Source organism: Gloeocapsa sp. PCC 7428 (assembly GCF_000317555.1).
Lineage (GTDB): Bacteria > Cyanobacteriota > Cyanobacteriia > Cyanobacteriales > Chroococcidiopsidaceae > Chroogloeocystis.
The window spans coordinates 619,501-637,798 of the sequence record NC_019745.1; the positions used below are offsets into that span (position 1 = coordinate 619,501).

General features: G+C 42.1%; 12 protein-coding genes. 4 read left to right on the forward strand and 8 right to left on the reverse strand.

Translation table 11 applies throughout. From position 1 onward, the window contains the following. Positions 1-6 precede the first annotated feature (6 nt). Together galE and GLO7428_RS02735 are read right to left on the reverse strand one after the other, a co-directional pair. Positions 7-1,002, reverse strand: coding sequence for a UDP-glucose 4-epimerase GalE (galE, locus tag GLO7428_RS02730; RefSeq protein WP_015187026.1), 996 nt, complete (start codon positions 1,000-1,002; stop codon positions 7-9). A 336-nt stretch (positions 1,003-1,338) separates the two neighbouring features. Then, positions 1,339-1,860, reverse strand: coding sequence for an SET domain-containing protein (locus tag GLO7428_RS02735; RefSeq protein ID WP_015187027.1), 522 nt, complete (start codon positions 1,858-1,860; stop codon positions 1,339-1,341). A gap of 742 nt (positions 1,861-2,602) precedes the next feature. On the opposite strand from GLO7428_RS02735, the gene GLO7428_RS25820 reads away from it, so the two are divergent. Then, on the forward strand, positions 2,603-5,638 hold the full coding sequence (locus GLO7428_RS25820; protein WP_015187028.1) for an EAL domain-containing protein: 3,036 nt from the start codon (positions 2,603-2,605) through the stop codon (positions 5,636-5,638). A 201-nt stretch (positions 5,639-5,839) separates the two neighbouring features. On the opposite strand, the gene GLO7428_RS02745 is transcribed toward GLO7428_RS25820, so the two are convergent. Further along, a complete protein-coding gene (locus tag GLO7428_RS02745; RefSeq protein WP_041918490.1) occupies positions 5,840-8,020 on the reverse strand; it encodes a Tex family protein in 2,181 nt (726 codons plus the stop codon). A gap of 115 nt (positions 8,021-8,135) precedes the next feature. Between GLO7428_RS02745 and mnmE the strand changes: the two genes are divergently transcribed. Continuing rightward, the gene (mnmE, locus tag GLO7428_RS02750; RefSeq protein ID WP_015187030.1) at positions 8,136-9,515 is read left to right on the forward strand and encodes a tRNA uridine-5-carboxymethylaminomethyl(34) synthesis GTPase MnmE; all 1,380 of its coding nucleotides are present in this window, start codon (positions 8,136-8,138) and stop codon (positions 9,513-9,515) included. A 267-nt stretch (positions 9,516-9,782) separates the two neighbouring features. Here mnmE and GLO7428_RS02755 read toward each other — a convergent pair whose 3' ends face one another. The 3 genes from GLO7428_RS02755 to pyk form a co-directional block, all read right to left on the reverse strand. Further along, a complete protein-coding gene (locus GLO7428_RS02755) occupies positions 9,783-10,361 on the reverse strand; it encodes a Uma2 family endonuclease (protein WP_015187031.1) in 579 nt (192 codons plus the stop codon). 87 nt (positions 10,362-10,448) lie between these two features. Further along, complete coding sequence (locus GLO7428_RS02760; protein ID WP_015187032.1) at positions 10,449-11,975, reverse strand: SagB/ThcOx family dehydrogenase; 1,527 nt, start codon at positions 11,973-11,975, stop codon at positions 10,449-10,451. A 200-nt stretch (positions 11,976-12,175) separates the two neighbouring features. Next, on the reverse strand, positions 12,176-13,939 hold the full coding sequence (gene pyk / locus GLO7428_RS02765; RefSeq protein WP_015187033.1) for a pyruvate kinase: 1,764 nt from the start codon (positions 13,937-13,939) through the stop codon (positions 12,176-12,178). A gap of 419 nt (positions 13,940-14,358) precedes the next feature. Here pyk and crtR point away from each other — a divergent pair, with 419 nt between their 5' ends. Continuing rightward, positions 14,359-15,297, forward strand: coding sequence for a beta-carotene hydroxylase (crtR, locus tag GLO7428_RS02770; protein ID WP_196797525.1), 939 nt, complete (start codon positions 14,359-14,361; stop codon positions 15,295-15,297). Between the two features lie 105 nt (positions 15,298-15,402). Then, complete coding sequence (locus GLO7428_RS02775; protein ID WP_015187035.1) at positions 15,403-16,605, forward strand: anion transporter; 1,203 nt, start codon at positions 15,403-15,405, stop codon at positions 16,603-16,605. A 40-nt stretch (positions 16,606-16,645) separates the two neighbouring features. On the opposite strand, the gene aroH is transcribed toward GLO7428_RS02775, so the two are convergent. After that, complete coding sequence (gene aroH / locus GLO7428_RS02780) at positions 16,646-17,116, reverse strand: chorismate mutase (RefSeq protein WP_015187036.1); 471 nt, start codon at positions 17,114-17,116, stop codon at positions 16,646-16,648. A gap of 58 nt (positions 17,117-17,174) precedes the next feature. Continuing rightward, positions 17,175-17,996: a signal peptide peptidase SppA gene (gene sppA / locus GLO7428_RS02785; RefSeq protein ID WP_015187037.1), complete on the reverse strand. Its 822-nt coding sequence runs from the start codon at positions 17,994-17,996 to the stop codon at positions 17,175-17,177. Positions 17,997-18,298 lie beyond the last annotated feature (302 nt).

Sequence of the window (18,298 nt, forward strand, 5' to 3'; positions counted from 1 at the left end):
ACACTTCTATCCGTGTCGCTGCTGATGCCAACGCCAAGCATGGCTAATGATATCTTTTAAGTCAGAATATTGCGGTTTCCAACCTAAAATTTTCCTCGCTTTCTCGCTACTACCAACGAGAATTGGAGGATCTCCAGGGCGGCGATCGCTACTTTCAACTTTAATATCTTTACCAGTAACAGTTTTAGCCGTATCAATAACCTCTTTCACGGAAAAACCACTACCGTTTCCTAAATTAAAGACTGTCGTCTCCCCTCCTTGCAGTAAATATTCCAAACCTAGGATATGCGCATCGGCAAGGTCCATGACATGAATATAGTCTCTAATACAAGTTCCATCACTAGTAGGATAATCTGTGCCATAAATTGACACAAATTGGCGTTGACCCAGAGCAGTTTGTAATACAAGTGGAATCAAGTGCGTCTCTGGGTTATGGTCTTCTCCTAGCAAACCATCCGGATCGGCACCAGCAGCATTGAAGTAGCGAAAACACACCGACTTTAAACTGTAAGCATGACTAAAGTCACTGAGAATTCTTTCTACCATTAATTTAGTAGCGCCATAAGGATTTATGGGATTTTGCGGATGATCCTCGGTAATCGGAATTTGGTGTGGTACACCATAGGTAGCACAAGTAGAGGAAAAAACGAACTTATCTACAGAGGCTGCCAGCATGGCTTCTAGTAGAGTTAAAGTACCGATGACATTGTTGCGATAGTATTTCGCCGGTTCGGTTACTGACTCTCCTACATAAGCGTAAGCAGAAAAATGCATCACTGCTGCGATTTTTTTTGTGGCAAAGAGTTCATCGAGTAGCGCGCGATCGTTCGTATCTCCAACGATTAGCTCTACCTGCAATTTTTCTACCAAATCTTGATGCCCATACACCAAGTTATCAAGCACTACTACTTCATATCCAGCACGTTGCAGTGCCATTACTGCGTGGGAGCCGATGTAGCCTGCTCCTCCAGTAACTAAAATCGTCTGCTTAACTGGCAGCATTTGTTTTTTGACTTAGCAACTACTCACTACTGGTGCTAAGTATACCTGATACAGTAGTAGCACCTTCTACATTGTACTGAAAGTTGCAAGTTGACTAACTGGCTACCAATTTGTAACGCTTCTAACGTTCACGCAATTCAAGCAGAAATTTCAGATAACCTCCGTCGAAGTAGTCCACTGAGGTAAATAAGGTTAATTTAGCAACCAATACGCTTGCGATTCGCACTCAGATAAGCAGTTGATCGCAGTCAAATTTACTATCCAAAGACAAAGACTACGTCTTTAAAAGTAAATTCTCTATCTTGTATTAACTATCAGCGTTCAACTGATTGACTTTCAATATTTTGCTGTAGCTGTTGATTCGTATTGGGTTGCAATAAAGTTTTGCACCACATTTAACTCTAAGTACTTACGTTTTACATGAGATGGTAAATGTTTAAAATCTTTAATAACTCTTCTACAATGTGTACTTCCACAACCACATTGCATAACCCAATAATCTTCATCCATAGTTGTAGAATAGTCGAAGTATATCTCTTCGCCTGCGCGGATCTGTTTCAACGCTACTAGTTCTACATCATTTTTAATACCAGCATTAGGATCGCAAGAATGATTGACAAAACGACCTGGAGGTTCTAAATTGACATACAGATTTTTGCCTATTTGTAGTGGATCGCCTTCATATTTCGGAGCTTTTAAAACCGCTTTATCGAAATCGATAATATCCCCAGTAAATTCTAAGATTTTTTCTCCTAAAGCAATATTTTTTCTGGCGAAAAGTCCTTGACCAAATCTACTTTTAGCTATGTAGAACTTTTCATTTTTTGCCAAGCGGAAAATTTCAGATAATACTACCATTTTTTATCCAAAAACTATGCTAGTTAGTGTGCAAATTGTTTTTCAGTCAGCAATGAAAACCTACTTTTCTGTCTTATCTCGGAAATGCCTTATTGATGAATCTATTACAGCTAATAAGTATGCTTTTCGTTTGCATATACGGTTTTAAATATCAAAACATACTATTTTTTAAGAATTAATAACATCTAAGAATCTTGAAGATTAAACAAATTATTTCATGCTAATAAAAAATTAGCAGGCTCGTGTTTCAGCTTTAACAATGTGCTTGACAAAGTATTTTTCGCTGAACAAGGTCAATTTAACGCTATCTTTATTGAGATACAATCGTGAATTCACTGATAGGGATTGAACTAAGTAAAAGCTTCGTTCAGTGTATTTACTGTCATTAATAAATATTTATACAAAATACTTAAGAAAACAATCGGCTAAATAAGTGTTTTGTCTACTTAATCGAGAGCTTATAAGCCAAAATAAACTATTACTATAGATTAGATATCAAAAAAATATTATATAAATTAAAATTAGTAAGTTTCAGATTTTAACAAATATGCCCCACGTAAAAACAATCGTAATTCTACGGATATCATAATAGTATCAATTACGCATTGTATGAAATTACCGTAAATGTACGGTAGTGAAACGCAAGGTTTGATGGTTCTTTGAGTATTAGAAGTTTCAGAATTATATTTGAAAGTGGGGATGTGTTCTGCAAGCTTTTGATATAACCCCTTAGATTGCACACATGACACTTCGGAAAAAAACACTATTACTAATCGCTGTCACGCTCATTAGTCTAATTGGGGTTATCTATGCTACATCATCAACTATTTTATTACGTGGTTTTTCGAGATTAGAAGCGGAAGATACTCGCTACAACGTTAGAAGAGTGCAGGAAGCTTTATCTGATGAAATTGCCAAACTAAGTTTAACAACACGCGACTGGGCAGAATGGGACGAAACATACGCGTTTGTAGAAGATGCAAATCGGCAATACATTGCGACTTATCTTAGTAATGTCAGCATCAATCGGTTGAAGCTAAATTTGATGCTTTACGTTGATGCTTCTAGGAGAATTATTTTTGATAAAGGATACGACTTAGAACGTAAAGAAGCGATATATCTTTTACCCAACTTTCAAAAACATCTTGCAGCAAAAACCGTTCTAGAACACTCAAGTATCAAAAGTTCGATATCAGGGCTAGTAATGCTACCTGAAGGTGCGATGATGATTGCCTCAAGACCGATTCTTAATAGTGAGAGTCGTGGTCCGATTCGAGGAACACTAATCATGGGTCGTTACTTGAATAATTTGGCGATCGCAAAACTAGCTGAAAAAACTCATTTATCGTTGAGGATGTATCGCTTTGACGATATACAAGTACCGCCGGATATTCAACGCGTGCGTTCTGCTTTTAGAGACTTACCCAAAGAGTCTATTTTAGTACTACCACTCGATGAACAAACGATCGCTGGCTACACGATTATTCAAGATATCTATGGCAATCCAGCACTACTACTCTGTGTGGATGCGCCAAGATTAATTTATCAACAAGGTAAAGCGAGTATTCGTCATCTTCTATTATCTTTGGCGATCGTCGGGTTAATGTTTGCCGTTGCCACACTGTTGTTAATAGAAAAGCTGATCTTGTCACGGCTATCGCGGTTAAGTGCGGATGTTCATAGTATTGGCAGAAGTGGCGATCTCGCCGCCCGCGTATTTCCGATTAGTGGGCGAGACGAACTATCCGGCTTAGCAGGTACAATCAATGAAATGTTAGAAGCGTTGGAACACTCGATTGAAGAGCAACGCCAAAGCGAAGAACGCTATCACAGATACGATAAAGTTCTTGCTGAGCTAGCAAAGCACAAAATGCTCGATTGCAGCGATTTACACGTTAATTTACAAGAAATTACTGAAGCTGCTGCACACACATTAGCAGTAGAACGCGTTGGAGTGTGGTTATACGATGACGAACTTTACAAAAAACTGCTTTGCATTGACCTATATCGCAAAAGTATTGACGAGCATTCTCAAGGTGCAGAATTAGCCGCAGCCCATTATCCTACTTACTTTGAAGCGTTGCAAGAAGAACGAACGATCGCAGCTTGTGATGCACACTCCGATCCCCGCACAAAAGAACTCGCAAGATTGTATCTCTATACCAATAGTATTGTCTCAATGTTGGATGCACCCATTTGGCTGGGCGGACAGATGGTGGGAGTCGTGTGTCACGAACACGTAGATTCTATGCGTCACTGGAGTATTGAGGAAAAAAATTTTGCAGCTTCCATCGCTGATTTAGTCTCAGTGACTTTAGAAGCGTGCGAACGGAAGCGATCGCAAGAAGCATTACGCAAAGCGCACGATGACTTAGAAATTCGAGTACGCGAAAGAACTGCGGAACTAGCACAAATTAACCAAGAATTACAAGCAGAAATTACGGAACGGACGCTAGCAGAAGAAAAATTACTCTACGAAGCTTTTCATGATTCGCTCACAGGTTTACCTAACCGAACATTATTCATGCAGCGATTAGGACACGCTTTAGTTCGTGCCAAAAGACGTAGTAATTATTTATTTGCTGTCTTATTTTTAGACTTAGATCGCTTCAAATTGGTTAATGACAGTCTTGGTCACTTAGTTGGCGATCAACTATTGATTGCTTTCGTCCGTAGATTGGAAGTTTGTTTGCGCTCCACAGATACCGTTGCTCGCTTAGGTGGTGATGAGTTCGTCATCTTGCTTGATGATATGAAAGATATTAAAGACGCAACTCTAGTAGCCGAGCGAATTCAAAGAGAACTCATACTACCATTTAACCTGGACGGACACGAAGTTTTCATCACCACAAGTATTGGAATTGCCCTGAGTACAACTGGCTACGACCAAGCAGAAGATATCCTGCGTGATGCTGATACTGTTATGTATCGTGCTAAATCGCTTGGTAAGGCGCGTCATGCTGTATTTGACAAAGATATGCATACGCGCGCAGTATCATTATTGCAATTAGAAAATGACCTACGACGCGCTGTAGAACGTCAAGAATTACTTATTTACTATCAACCAATCGTCTCGCTACATAACAATAGAATTAGAGGTTTTGAAGCATTGCTGCGGTGGAACCATCCAACGCGCGGTATGATCTCACCCGCAGAATTTATCCCTGTTGCTGAAGAAACAGGCTTGATTATTCCTATCGGCTACTGGGTACTGCATCAAGCTTGTCACCAGACACGTATTTGGCAAGAACAATTTACAGCTATCCCACCTTTAACAATTAATGTTAATTGTTCGGGTAAACAGTTCGCCCAACCCGACTTAACTAAACAAATTGACCGCATTTTACACGAGACTGGCTTAAATGGGGTAAGTTTAAATATCGAAATTACAGAAAGTATCTTAATCGAAAATGCAGACTTAGCAGCGAAGATGTTGCTGCAATTAAAAAATCTAGGAATTCAATTATACATTGATGACTTTGGTACAGGCTATTCTTCGCTCAGTTATCTCCATAACTTTCCCATTAATGCCTTGAAAATTGACCGTTCTTTTATTAAACGAATGGGAAGTACTAATGAAAAGCATGAATTAGTCTATACTATTACACAAATGGCTCACAACTTAAATATGAATGTTGTTGCCGAAGGAATTGAAACTTCTGAGCAACTTAGGCAGCTTCAAGATATGAGATGTGAGTACGGTCAAGGTTTTTTGTTTTCTCAACCCTTACAACAAGAAGCAGCAACTGCCTTAATTCAAAGCAGTGTCTGCGTATAAAATAAATTGGTATTGTTACGCTGGTATTAGTGGTTAGTGAATAGTTACTAGTCACCCTTCACCTTTACTAACCATTTTTGGTATAGCAGAGGTCAGAGATCAGTTGACATTGAAGAAAGTGTGGGAAGACTTTGTCAACTGTCAACTGTCAACTTAGCGTGTTCGATGTCCTAACTATACCTTCGACTGCTATACAACTAATCAACCGGATTTGATATGAGTATTACTTTTGATTGCTTTCATTGATAAACTAATCCGTTTTTGTTTTTCGTTAACGTCTAAAACTTTCACGCGCACAATTTGCCCGACTTTCACAATTTGTTTAGGATCGCTGACAAAACGCTCGGATAGTTGAGAAATATGAACTAAACCATTTTCGTGAACACCAATATCTACGAAAGCACCAAAGTTAGCAACGTTTGTCACGATACCTTCTAGTTCCATACCAACCTTGAGATCGGTAATTTCTTTAATTCCTTGCTTGAAAGTAGCGTACTTAAATTCGGCGCGCGGATCTCTTCCTGGTTTTTCTAATTCGTTAATGATATCGCGTAGTGTAGGTTCGCCAATGGTCGCGGTTACATATTTTTTCAATGAAATTGATTTGAGCTTTTGAGCGCTTTGAGTAATATTGACAGGAGATATATTTAAATCTGCGGCGATCGCTTCGACAACACCGTAACTTTCAGGATGAACAGCGGTATTATCTAAAGGATTTTTCCCGCCACGAATTCGCAAAAAACCCGCAGCTTGCTCAAAAGCTTTTGGTCCTAATTTAGGAACTTTCAATAACTCGCGGCGCTGTTTAAAAGCACCGTTTTGATTGCGATAGGCAACAATATTATTAGCAACTGTCGCACTAATTCCCGCGACAAAAGTTAATAACTCTTTAGAAGCAGTATTCAAATCTACACCAACGTAGTTAACACAGCTTTCTACGGTTTCATCAAGCTTCTTTTTAAGTAATTTTTGATCGACATCGTGTTGATATTGTCCAACACCGATTGACTTGGGATCAATTTTTACTAATTCGGCTAAAGGGTCTTGTAAGCGGCGACCAATACTAATTGCACCGCGTACAGTAACATCAAGATCGGGAAATTCTGCAAGCGCAACTTGACTTGCTGAGTAAATCGATGCGCCCGACTCATTGACGATAACTTTAATTGGCTTGCGTTCGATTGTTGCTAACACTTCTGACACAAATTCATCGGTTTCGCGGCTAGCTGTACCATTACCAATTGCAATGAGTTCAATTTTATATTTTTCGATTAACTTTTTTAGTGTATTTGCGGCTTGCGATCGCTCGTTTGCTGAAGCATGAGGAAAAATCGCTTGATATTCTAAAAACTTTCCTGTCTCGTCTAACACAGCAACTTTACACCCAGTACGAAATCCAGGATCGATTGCGAGTGTGGGTTTCATTCCTGCTGGTGGCGATAGGAGTAATTCTCTTAAATTTGTTTCAAACGTTTTAATCGATTCGATATCAGCTTCGGCTTTCTTTTGGGCAATAACTTCACCGATTAAGGAAGCTTTCATCAAGCGGTTAAATGCATCTTTGAGCATTGCGCGATAAAATTCGCGAATTTCGGGAACTTTAGTTTTGATTTCTTGTGCGGCTAAAGTCGCGAGAACCTCGGAGTCATCGAAAGCAAGTTCCAAATCTAGTACTTTTTCATTTTCACCCCGTAGGAGTGCTAGGAGACTATGCGGGGCGATCGCTTTTACACTAACAGTAAAATCTCGGTAAGTTTCAAACTTAGTGGTTCCTTCAGGATACTCCTTTTTGATTTGAGATTTAAATACGCCGTTTTGAAGGAGATAATCTCTAATATATGCGCGTAAATCGGCTTTCTCGGAAACTTCTTCAGCTAGAATATCTCCTGCACCGCTTAACGCTTCTGCAACCGTTTTAACGTCTTTTTCCTCAGAAATATAATCTACTGCGACTTTTTCTAGCGAAGCGATCGCTGCATTTCGTGAATTTAAAGATTTAATATGTTGTGCTAGTGGTTCTAACCCCTTTTCTCGCGCGATCGTTGCTTTTGTCCGGCGTTTTGGTCGATACGGAAGATATAAGTCTTCTAATTCGGTTTTTTGCAGACAGGTTTCGATTTTGTGTTTTAGTTCATCTGTGAGTTTGCCAGCGGAAGCGATCGCATCTAAAATTGTTGTCTTTCTTGCTTCTAATTCTGTTAAATATGTGTACCTTTCCGCTAAGTCGCGCAGTTGGACTTCATTCATCTCGCCAGTGCGTTCTTTGCGGTAACGCGCAATAAAAGGAATTGTCGCACCTTCGGCAAATAATTCAAGTGCGTTTTCGACTTGGAAAGGCTTTAATGATAACTCTTGTGCTAAAACTTGCGGAATATTCAACATTAGGCGTGTCATTGCAACAGCAGATTACAAACTATCAAGACAAATTCCCTAATCTCCGATCTCTGACCTCCGACCTCTCCTAAAATAGTTCAAAGAACTTAGGTTCAACAACAGCGTGACATACGAGGGATTAGGAACAACGATCGCGGCGATCGCAACTGCTATTGTGCCACAACAAGGCAGTGTGGGAATTGTGCGGGTATCTGGTACGGAAAGCCTGGCGATTGCCCAAGCTTTATTTCAAGCCCCTGGGCGACAAGTTTGGGAATCACACCGTATTCTCTATGGTTATATCCGCGATCCCCAAACAAAACAAGTTGTCGATGAAGCACTTCTACTGATTATGCAAGCACCGCGATCTTATACACGTGAAGACGTTGTAGAGTTTCATTGTCATGGTGGCATAATGGCAGTGCAGCAGGTATTACAGTTGTGTTTAGTACAAGGAGCAAAACTCGCGCAACCTGGAGAATTTACCTTACGCGCCTTTCTCAATGGCAGACTCGACCTAACTCAAGCCGAAAGCATTGCTGATTTAGTCGGAGCGCGATCGCCACAAGCTGCTCAAACTGCGTTAGCTGGGTTGCAAGGCAAACTAGCGCATCCGATTCGCGATTTGCGCGCGAGATGTTTAGATATTCTCGCAGAAATTGAAGCCCGTATTGATTTTGAGGAAGATTTACCGCCGTTGGATTGTAATGAAATAGTATCACAACTTGCAGAAGTTTTAGCACAAGTGACAAAAATATTAGCAACAGCAGATCGCGGTGAATTGTTGCGGAGTGGCTTAAAAGTTGCGATTGTCGGGCGTCCGAATGTGGGAAAATCAAGTTTACTCAATGCGTGGAGTCGCAGCGATCGCGCGATCGTGACCGATTTACCAGGGACAACGCGCGATGTTGTCGAGTCGCAGTTAGTCGTTGGTGGTATTCCAATACAAGTGTTAGACACTGCTGGCATTCGCGCTACGGAAGATCAAGTAGAGAAAATTGGCGTTGAGCGATCGCTTACTAGCGCTGCTGCGGCTGATTTGGTATTGCTGACTATCGATGCGGCTGCGGGTTGGACTGCGGCGGATGCAGAAATTTATCAAAAAGTGCAACATCGTCCGTTGATCTTAGTCATTAATAAAACTGACTTAGCTTCAGCAGAAGCCGTAAACTATCCAGACGATATCAGTTATGTCGTGACAACTGCGGCTGCTAAAAATCAAGGTATTGAAAATTTGGAACAAGTTATTTTAACGACAGTCCAAACCGGAAAAGTTCACTCAGCCGATACCGACTTAGCAATTAATCAGCGTCAAGCCGCTGCACTTACCCGTGCCAAAGCTTCTTTAGAACAAGTACAAACCACAATCAAACAGCAATTACCTTTAGATTTTTGGACGATTGATTTGCGAGGGGCGATTCAAGCTTTAGGAGAAATTACCGGAGAAGAAGTTACCGAATCCGTTCTCGATCGGATTTTTAGTCGGTTTTGTATTGGAAAGTAGTTTATTTAATTTGTCTAAATATTTGGATTGTTTGTGTGGCTTGGTGATAGGTAATTGGCAATAGGAATATTTTTAATAAGTAACTCAAATCGCTCTAGTTCTTGATTTATAGCAATGGTCAATAGGATTAGGATATGATGGAAGCTCAGAACATTGTCTTGTAAAGTTTGCTCAACAGAGGAAACCTCCGCACGCAACGCAAACCGCTGCTTCAACTAGCTTTTAATTCTGACCTCTCCCTGGTATAATTCCAGTAAACATCATATCTCAAGCATTAAAATCGATGCTTTCATAAATTTCAGCAATTTGAATTTGAAAATCAAAAGCATTAAAAGACAGCGTTACTGTGGGATCTTCGTATTCTGAAAGTAGCCATTGATGCGCCGCAGTCTTGATATAGTGTTCAACATGAATGCTGTATTGATCGATTAGTAAATATTCGCAGAAATTATCAATAGTGCGGTAGGCAACAAACTTTTCGCCGCGATCGTAATCTTGCGTTGATTTAGATAAAACTTCAGCAATCATTACGGGATTGGTAATAGTATCGTTGCGTCCTGTTTGTAGTTGTAATGGACGGGGTACAACCATAACATCAGGATAAGTGTAGAGATTGCGCTCAGGAATCCACAGTCGCTGATCGGCATAAAATGTTCGATATGGTTTTCCTTTGAGCGCGAGTTTCAGAAGAACATAGAGGTTACCTGCAATATCATTATGGTTAGGCGTTCCTCCAGTCATAAGCCTAATTTCTCCATTCACATATTCGTGACGTTCTTCTGAGGTAACTTCAATGTTTAGGTATTCTTCGTCGGTGTAGGTGCGTTGTTCAAGTGCTTGTGTCATTGTATTTTTGCTCCAATGCTCTAAGCTGTTAATTTAATTTATGCGATCGCTTTAGTTTAGTAATCTCTATACGTCTAAGCTAATTTGTTATCGTTGTCGTCCAATTGTTGTAATATAAATAACGGCTTCTTCAGCAGGAATTCCTAAGACTTCATTAACGAGATCGTCAAAAAAACCACCAATGCCACTCACACCTAGGTTGAGATAAATTGCTGCTAAATTTAATCTTTGTCCTAGATGTCCAGCATCCATATGCAAATAGCGATAAACGCGATCGCCGTACTGAGTAACTGCGGTTTTTAAGTCTGCGGTGTGAAATAATACAGCAGCAGCATCGCGACCGAGTTCTTGCCCCAAACAGAGATAGTGCAACTCGCGGCGGAAGTTTTTAAAGCGAATTTGTCGCAATTCTTGTGCTTTTGGTGCGTAGTAATAGCAGCCTTCTTCTAATCCACTCACTCCTGATACAGCAATAAAAGTTTCAATTAAATTTAAGTCGAAGTAATCAGGAGACTCCTCTAAACCTTGTTCGATGTAGTTTTGCGGTTGATACGTAAAATCAAGTAACGCCTTAAGTTCATCTAAAGTTAAATCCGCACCACTGTAAGCCCGTGTTGAACGTCGCCGAAGAATTGTGCGTTCTAATCCTTCAAGATTTAAACCCCAGTCGATGGACGCAGTTGCAGTAGGAACTTTGAGACAGAAGGGAAAGTTGTACTTATCTTCTAGCGAGGTAGTGGGCGTAACTTCAGAATTATCCGCCTCCGCGTCTGGTTCAATTTGCGTTGCACGGTGACAGTAACCTAAAAGTTCGCCATCAGGTATATGAGGATAATTCGTTTGCGTGGTAGAAGGTAAAGCGGTGATTCCTACAGGAAAATTTTGTTGGACATCAAGTAAGTCGGCTAAACCGACAACAGCGATCGCGCCTTCTTGTTGTGCATCGAGGTAAAGTAATTGATTAACAATTTCATCGGCAAAACCACCGATCAAATGCGCCCGATAATCATTCAACGCACAGGCTAACTCAATATTTCCCAACAAGTGACCTGTATCCAGAAATATACGCCGATACGCGCGGTCTTGATAGCGCCATGCTGAGCGATAAAAAACAGCTGTGGTGACAATCGCTAAATCGGTTTTCTCTAATGCAGAGTGTCCAAAACAAGCGGTTTGCAACGATTGCCAAACATCATTTTCCCAAAAGTGAATCAAGGAATGTGTTTGTGGTTGGTAACTATACAATCCTGCTGGAAGTAACGGTGTTCCGCGCGAAATCAGATAAACTTCAGCCGGATACAAACCACCCGCCGAAGGTGCAGCCCGTAAATAAATCGGGTTCATCATGCTGGGCAATTTCGCCGTTAGCCCATAGCTGCAAAATAAGAGTCGCGATAATCGTCGCCACCACAAAGCGACAGGTTCATCGGAAAAGGCAAGATTTTCTTCTTGGATGTAAGGCTTTAAGTCATAACTTGTGCCAATTTTGTAATCTTTAAACGGGACTGGTTGCTTACTCCAATCCAGCCCTTGACTTTTAGCGGCGATCGTTTCAGGGTGATATTTAGTGCGATCGTGGTAATGTTGAGCAATTGATTTGTGATGTTCCGGCATAGAAGAAAAAAACCTTAGCGGTTTCAACCGCAGCGATAAAGGCAAAACCTGTCTTCACAAGTCTCTACAACGCTTATTTTTGTGTTAATCCATGCAAGTGGATTTTGTTTGTTAAGCTGTGACGTTAGTCGCCGTACTTATTGATCTTGCCATTCTTCAGCCGGAAAGTGGGATTTTTATTTTGCTTTGTATCAATCGAGTTAAACAACTCCAGAATAAATCAACCCTCGATGAACATCCAACGTTAAGATTGCTCCATCGCGAATGACTTCTGTAGCTTGTTTAACACCAACAATCACTGGGACATTCAAGCATTGCCCAATCACTGCGGCATGACACGTCGAGCTTTCTTCCTCGATAATAATCGCAGCAGCTTTACGAATTGCTTCAACATAATCAGCATTTGTACTCGATGCAACGAGAATTTCTCCAGGATTAAACTTACCAACATCCATCGGGTCATATGCTACGCGCGCGCGTCCACTCACTGAACCTTGTCCAATGCCATGACCGCGACCGAGAATTGCTTTGACGACTTCAACTTTGATGAGATCGGTAGAACCCGAAACACCTTGAAGAGTTCCAGCAGTCATCACGACTAAATCGCCTTGTTTGAGTAATTGCTTTTCCTGAGCAACATTCAACGCAGCTTGAAACGTCTGATTTGTCGAAGCTAAATCTAGGAGTAACAAGGGTTTCACACCCCATACCAGTTGCAATTGTCGCGCAATATCGACGTGCGGTGTAATCGCGAGTATCGGTGTTGCTGGACGAAACTTAGAAACGTTACGCGCAGTCGAACCGGTTTTTGTCAGCGTCATAATTGCTGAAGCTTCCAACTGTTCCGCAATTTGACCTACGGCTTGGCTAATCGCATTGGGAATCGAATGGCGGGTATCTTTAATTTTATGTGGATTTGCAGCTAAACCTTGTTCTTGCTCGATTCTGACCGCAATTCGTGCCATTGTTGCCACAGCTTCCACCGGATACTTACCTACAGCAGTTTCGTTAGAAAGCATTACAGCATCGGTACCATCTAAGATCGCGTTAGCAACGTCAGAAACTTCCGCGCGAGTGGGTCGCGGACTGTGGACCATGCTGTCTAACATCTGTGTCGCTGTAATAATTGGAATACCCAAGCGGTTTGCCGTCGCAATCAAGCGCTTTTGTAAGATAGGAACATCTTCAGCAGGAAGTTCTACGCCTAAATCGCCTCTGGCTACCATAACGCCATCGCATAAAGCCAAAATCGCTTCCATTTGTTCGATCGCTTCATGCTTTTCAATTTTGGCAACGACTGGTACTTGCTTTCCTGTACTGGAAATCAGGTCTTTCACTTCTAAAACGTCTTGCGGGTTACGCACAAACGACAGTGCTACCCAATCCACGCCTTGATCGAGACCGAACATTAAATCTTCACGGTCTTTTTCTGTCAGTGCCTTGATTGATAAATAGACGCCTGGGAAATTGACTCCTTTGTTGTTAGAAAGTACCCCACCTACAACAACGCGACAATGCAACTCTTGGGCGACGCGATCGACTTCTTTAACGACCATTTCAACTCGACCATCATCGAGGAGAATTGTCGCACCAACAGGAACTTCTTGTGCTAAGTTATCGTAAGTCACGCAACTTTTATGCTGTGTACCAACAATTGGCTGGCTCGTGAGAGTAAATACATCTCCTTTGCACACGACGACAGAACCAGTTTCAAACCGTCCTAAACGAATTTTTGGTCCTTGTAAATCTTGCAGAATCGCTACGGGTTGATCGAGTTCAAAGGCGATTTGGCGAATTAGACGGACGCTACGTTGATGATCGGCATGAGTACCATGCGAGAAATTAAGTCGTAGGGTCGTAGCGCCTGCTTCAATCAACGCACGTAGTACTTCGGGCTGGCTAGTGGCTGGACCAATGGTGGCGACAATTTTCGTCCGACGTGGGGAGGAACCTGGTAGTTGCATTGAGGCTATTCCTGATTAATGAAGAAGAAGAGCGCTTTTTTTGTTATTAACTAAAAGATAATAAATTGAACCTTAAGAGTTACTTTGGAATGACATAGTTCATTTCGACAATCAAATCTTATCTTGCCTCTGTTACTGCTGTAAAAGCAGCAGTCAGTTTTTCTGCAATTTTGCTGGGTGATAATTCGACTGTGTAGCACTACAGGCAAGTAAAATGCTTACCCGACAATATTTCATTTAATCAACCTCGTCGATCGCCTTCATAATTGCTACCCGTGAATGCTTAGCACCTGCGCCGAGGAGCTTTTTTCATTCTAAAATTCAAAATTCTATGACTTCTGCTATACAAAACTTTAATATTGAGATAGCCGTATCATACACTACTCAATACCTGCTGCAAAAGGAGTTAACAGATGCTCATGTCAGAGGCACAAAAGCCAATGACAGTCCCCAAGGAGTTTTTAATTGCGCCAGGGGGTCTAAATATTACAGTCACAATGTTTTTAGCCGCAGTCATCATGCTAGTCTTGTCTAACTTAGGCTACTGGCTGTGGGAATGGCCGCACTGGTGCTGTTTTACAACGAATGTGCTGGCTTTACACATTGCGGGTACAGTCATTCACGATGCTTGTCATCAATCTGCCCACCGTAACCGCACAATTAACGCGATTTTAGGGCATGGTAGTGCGTTGATGTTAGCGTTTTCCTTTCCCGTCTTTACGCGAGTACATTTGCAGCATCACGCCCATGTCAACGACCCTGAAAACGATCCTGATTATTTTGTTTCTACCGCAGGTCCGCTATGGTTGATTAATGCTCGATTTTTATATCACGAGATATTTTTCTTCAAACGGCAACTGTGGCGCAATTATGAGTTACTAGAATGGTTTATCGGTCGTTTGATTGTTGTTGCGATCTTTTGGGTTTCGATTCAGTACCATTTCTTGGGTTACATCCTGAATTTTTGGTTTATTCCTTCTGCGATTGTGGGACTCGCTTTAGGATTATTCTTCGATTATTTCCCTCATCGTCCCCATGAATCGCGCGATCGCTGGAAAAATGCCCGCGTTTACCCTAATCGCATCTTGAATCTCCTGATTATGGGGCAAAACTATCACTTAATTCACCATCTATGGCCTTCAATTCCATGGTATAATTACCAACCTGCTTACTATGCAACTAAGCCGCTGCTTGATGCGAAAGGTTCTCCGCAAACTTTAGGCATCTTACAAGCAAGAAAAGATTTCTGGAATTTTGTTTATGACGTGTTTATCGGTATTCGCTTACACCATCATAACAATAGAGGTCAGAGGTCAGAGGTCGGAGATCAGAGGTCTGAGGTCAGGGTTAAAAGTTAGTTGAAGTAGAAGACACATATTCTTACCCATTATCAATTACCCATGACCAAGCTTGAACTTACGTGTATTTTCACTCACTGCTAGCTTCGTGGCGGCTTTTAATCTGTGGTGAATTTTTTGCAATACGCCAGCATTGGTGCGATCGCCTTAACCTACTTAGGCTTGGGTTTGGGTTACTTTCCAGGGTTACGCATGAATCGGGCGACGATCGCGCTTGTCGGTTCTGCGGTTCTCATTGCCTTGGGCGTACTAAGTCTTGCTGAAGCATGGCAGGCGATTGACCCGAAAACGATTGTTTTCCTGCTAAGTATGATGATCGTTAACGCGAATCTTGCTTATGCAGGTTTCTTTCAAGTCGCGCTGGCGTTTCTTTTACACCTGACGCGCAGCCCCTTTGGTTTATTAGTTGTTTTAACGTTTGGCAGCGGATTTCTTTCGGCATTTCTACTTAACGACACGTTAGCACTCGTCTTTACACCCTTAACTCTTTCGCTCACACAGACGCTGAAACTCAATCCGATTCCTTACTTATTAGCTTTGGCTGCGGCTACAAATATTGGTTCGGTTGCCACAATTAGCGGGAATCCGCAAAATATCTTGATTGGTTCGTTTTCGGGGATCGGTTATGTCGAATTTGCTCGCCTTCTCGCGCCGGTGGCGGTGGTAGGATTGTGTTTGCAAATCGCTTTATTGTGGTGGTACTACCCTGAAGTGCGTTCACTGCAAGCGGTTCCTGGCGAAGCAACGCAAGTTAGTTATCGCATCTATCGACCGCTATTTATCAAAAGCGTCGTTATTACCTTAGCGCTATTGACAAGTTTTGTCTTAGGCGTACCACTGGCTGAGGCGGCGTTAGTTGCTGCGGCTTTATTATTGATTACACGGCGGTTGAAACCCGAACGCGTTCTTAACGAAATCGACTGGAATTTACTCGTGATGTTTTCCGGTTTATTTATTTTGACGCGGGGTACGCAAAAACTGAATATGCTCGCCCCATTCACCGCTTGGGTAGATGATCCCGCCGGACTACTCGGAGTCACCGCAATTTTATCAAATCTCATCTCTAATGTTCCCGCAGTGCTTTTGATTGAACCGTTGATTTCGCGAGAAGATACGCGATCGTGGTTGATGCTAGCAGCGGGAGCAACTTTAGCCGGAAATTTATCGTTATTTGGTGCTGTGGCTAATTTAATTACAGCAGAAGCCGCCGCGAGACTAGGTTATAAACTCACGTTTTGGGAACACTTGCGGTTTGGCTTACCGCTAACTGTGTTGACACTCGCTATCGTTTATTTTTGGGTGCGTTAAAGATTATTTTCCGCAGGTATGATGCTCACGCTACGATAAATCAAACATTCAAAATTCCCTCAACGCCACTTCTCTCAACGGAGGACACCTCCGCACGAGAGTGGCTCCCCCTCACTCCTCGCCCCTCACCCCTCTTTGGGGATAAATTCCAGTCGGGGCGTAAGGATTTCGCACCACGCAAATAAGTGTGATAAATCTGGGTGTGGGAAACGGGGAGATTAACGTGGAGCAGTAAGCGGATACACCGTTGTAAACTGCGCTCTACGTGCATTTGCTGTACATCGAGCATCGGGACATTATCCCAACACGGACGTTCGCGGGCGATCGCTGCGGGAAAGACAACATCAAGATCGCGGGTGACTGAGAATGTCGCACTAATAATTTGATGGGGTTCGAGTTGGTTTCGTGCTTCAATTTCTGCTAGTAGTTCTAACACGGCTTCTCGGATTGCCTCGTAGGTATTTTCTGAAACCGTTGTTGCACCGCGAATTGCTCGAACTTGCCACTCCACGCTGAATCTCCTTTTACACTTGCTTGTCGCTGCTGTCGCGCGATCGTCATTGCCAATATTATGGTCTATACAACCATAACGGTAGACCATTAGTAGAAAGATCAAACTCTACCCAATCGATTCCAGACGATATGCAGGACGAGATTTGACTATCTCCTGAAATTAGCCGTGTCAGCAATGGCTTGCGTTCTTCTAACGTGTAACACAAAGTTTTCTCTGGATCTAGCCCTACAAGTTCTGCTGCCCAACGACGGGCATCTTCTTCTGTACCGAGACGGTCTACCACGCCTAATTCTAATGCTTGCTGTCCTGTAAAGATCCGACCATCAGCAAAACTTTTTACAGTCTCTACTGACAAGTTCCGCCCCTCGGCAACAGTTTGCACGAATTGGATGTAACTTGTATCGATTAATTCTTGTAATATATTTTCTTCCGGTTGAGTTAATTCGCGGTCGAATGCCAAAATATCTTTATAAGGACCTGACTTAACGACCTTAAACGACACCCCAACTTTTTGCAGGAGGCGTTCGAGATTATTGCCTCGGAGAATTACACCAATACTTCCGGTAATGGTGCCAGGGTTTGCCATGATATGTTGCGCGCCCATACCAATGTAAACGCCACCAGAAGCCGAAATATTGCCGAAGCTAGCAACAATCTTAATCTTGTCGCGCAGGCGCTTTAAGGCACTGTAAATTTCTTGGGAATCGCCAACTGTTCCCCCTGGGCTATCAATGCGTAGAAGTAAAGCAGGAAAACGCTTCTCTTCTACTGTTTTGAGGGCGTCGAGGACTCGCTTGCGAGTTGCACTAGCGATCGCCCCTGTAATTTCAATTCGTGCAATTTGTTTCCGAAACGACGGCTTAAAAGGCCACACCATGAGCAGTCTAAACTGATTTGAGTAAATTAATATCGAGGGGTCAGAGGTCAGAGGGCTAAATCGATTTGAGTCAATTCATATCAAATAGTACTAGGTAAATCAACAACAATTAGCTTATTGCTCATTGATTTGCGAACAATTACCTACTGCGTATAGAAATGGACTTCTAACCGCTGTACAGGCAAGGTAGTGCCTTGCCCCTTCGATCCTTGACCTATGCTGTACTTAGAAATCTACACTCATCTTAATTTTTTTTACCCATGCCTGGGTTGTCTTCATGAAAATACATAATTGATTACAAT

What these genes read in the sequence shown, in the direction of transcription:
- crtR (WP_196797525.1), top strand. Translation starts at nt 14,359, where the DNA reads ATGTCAGAGGCACAAAAGCCAATGACAGTCCCCAAGGAGTTTTTAATT.
- galE (WP_015187026.1), bottom strand. Translation starts at nt 1,002, where the DNA reads ATGCTGCCAGTTAAGCAGACGATTTTAGTTACTGGAGGAGCAGGCTAC.
- GLO7428_RS25820 (WP_015187028.1), top strand. Translation starts at nt 2,603, where the DNA reads ATGACACTTCGGAAAAAAACACTATTACTAATCGCTGTCACGCTCATT.
- GLO7428_RS02745 (WP_041918490.1), bottom strand. Translation starts at nt 8,020, where the DNA reads ATGTTGAATATTCCGCAAGTTTTAGCACAAGAGTTATCATTAAAGCCT.
- sppA (WP_015187037.1), bottom strand. Translation starts at nt 17,996, where the DNA reads ATGGTGTGGCCTTTTAAGCCGTCGTTTCGGAAACAAATTGCACGAATT.
- pyk (WP_015187033.1), bottom strand. Translation starts at nt 13,939, where the DNA reads ATGCAACTACCAGGTTCCTCCCCACGTCGGACGAAAATTGTCGCCACC.
- GLO7428_RS02760 (WP_015187032.1), bottom strand. Translation starts at nt 11,975, where the DNA reads ATGCCGGAACATCACAAATCAATTGCTCAACATTACCACGATCGCACT.
- GLO7428_RS02735 (WP_015187027.1), bottom strand. Translation starts at nt 1,860, where the DNA reads ATGGTAGTATTATCTGAAATTTTCCGCTTGGCAAAAAATGAAAAGTTC.
- GLO7428_RS02755 (WP_015187031.1), bottom strand. Translation starts at nt 10,361, where the DNA reads ATGACACAAGCACTTGAACAACGCACCTACACCGACGAAGAATACCTA.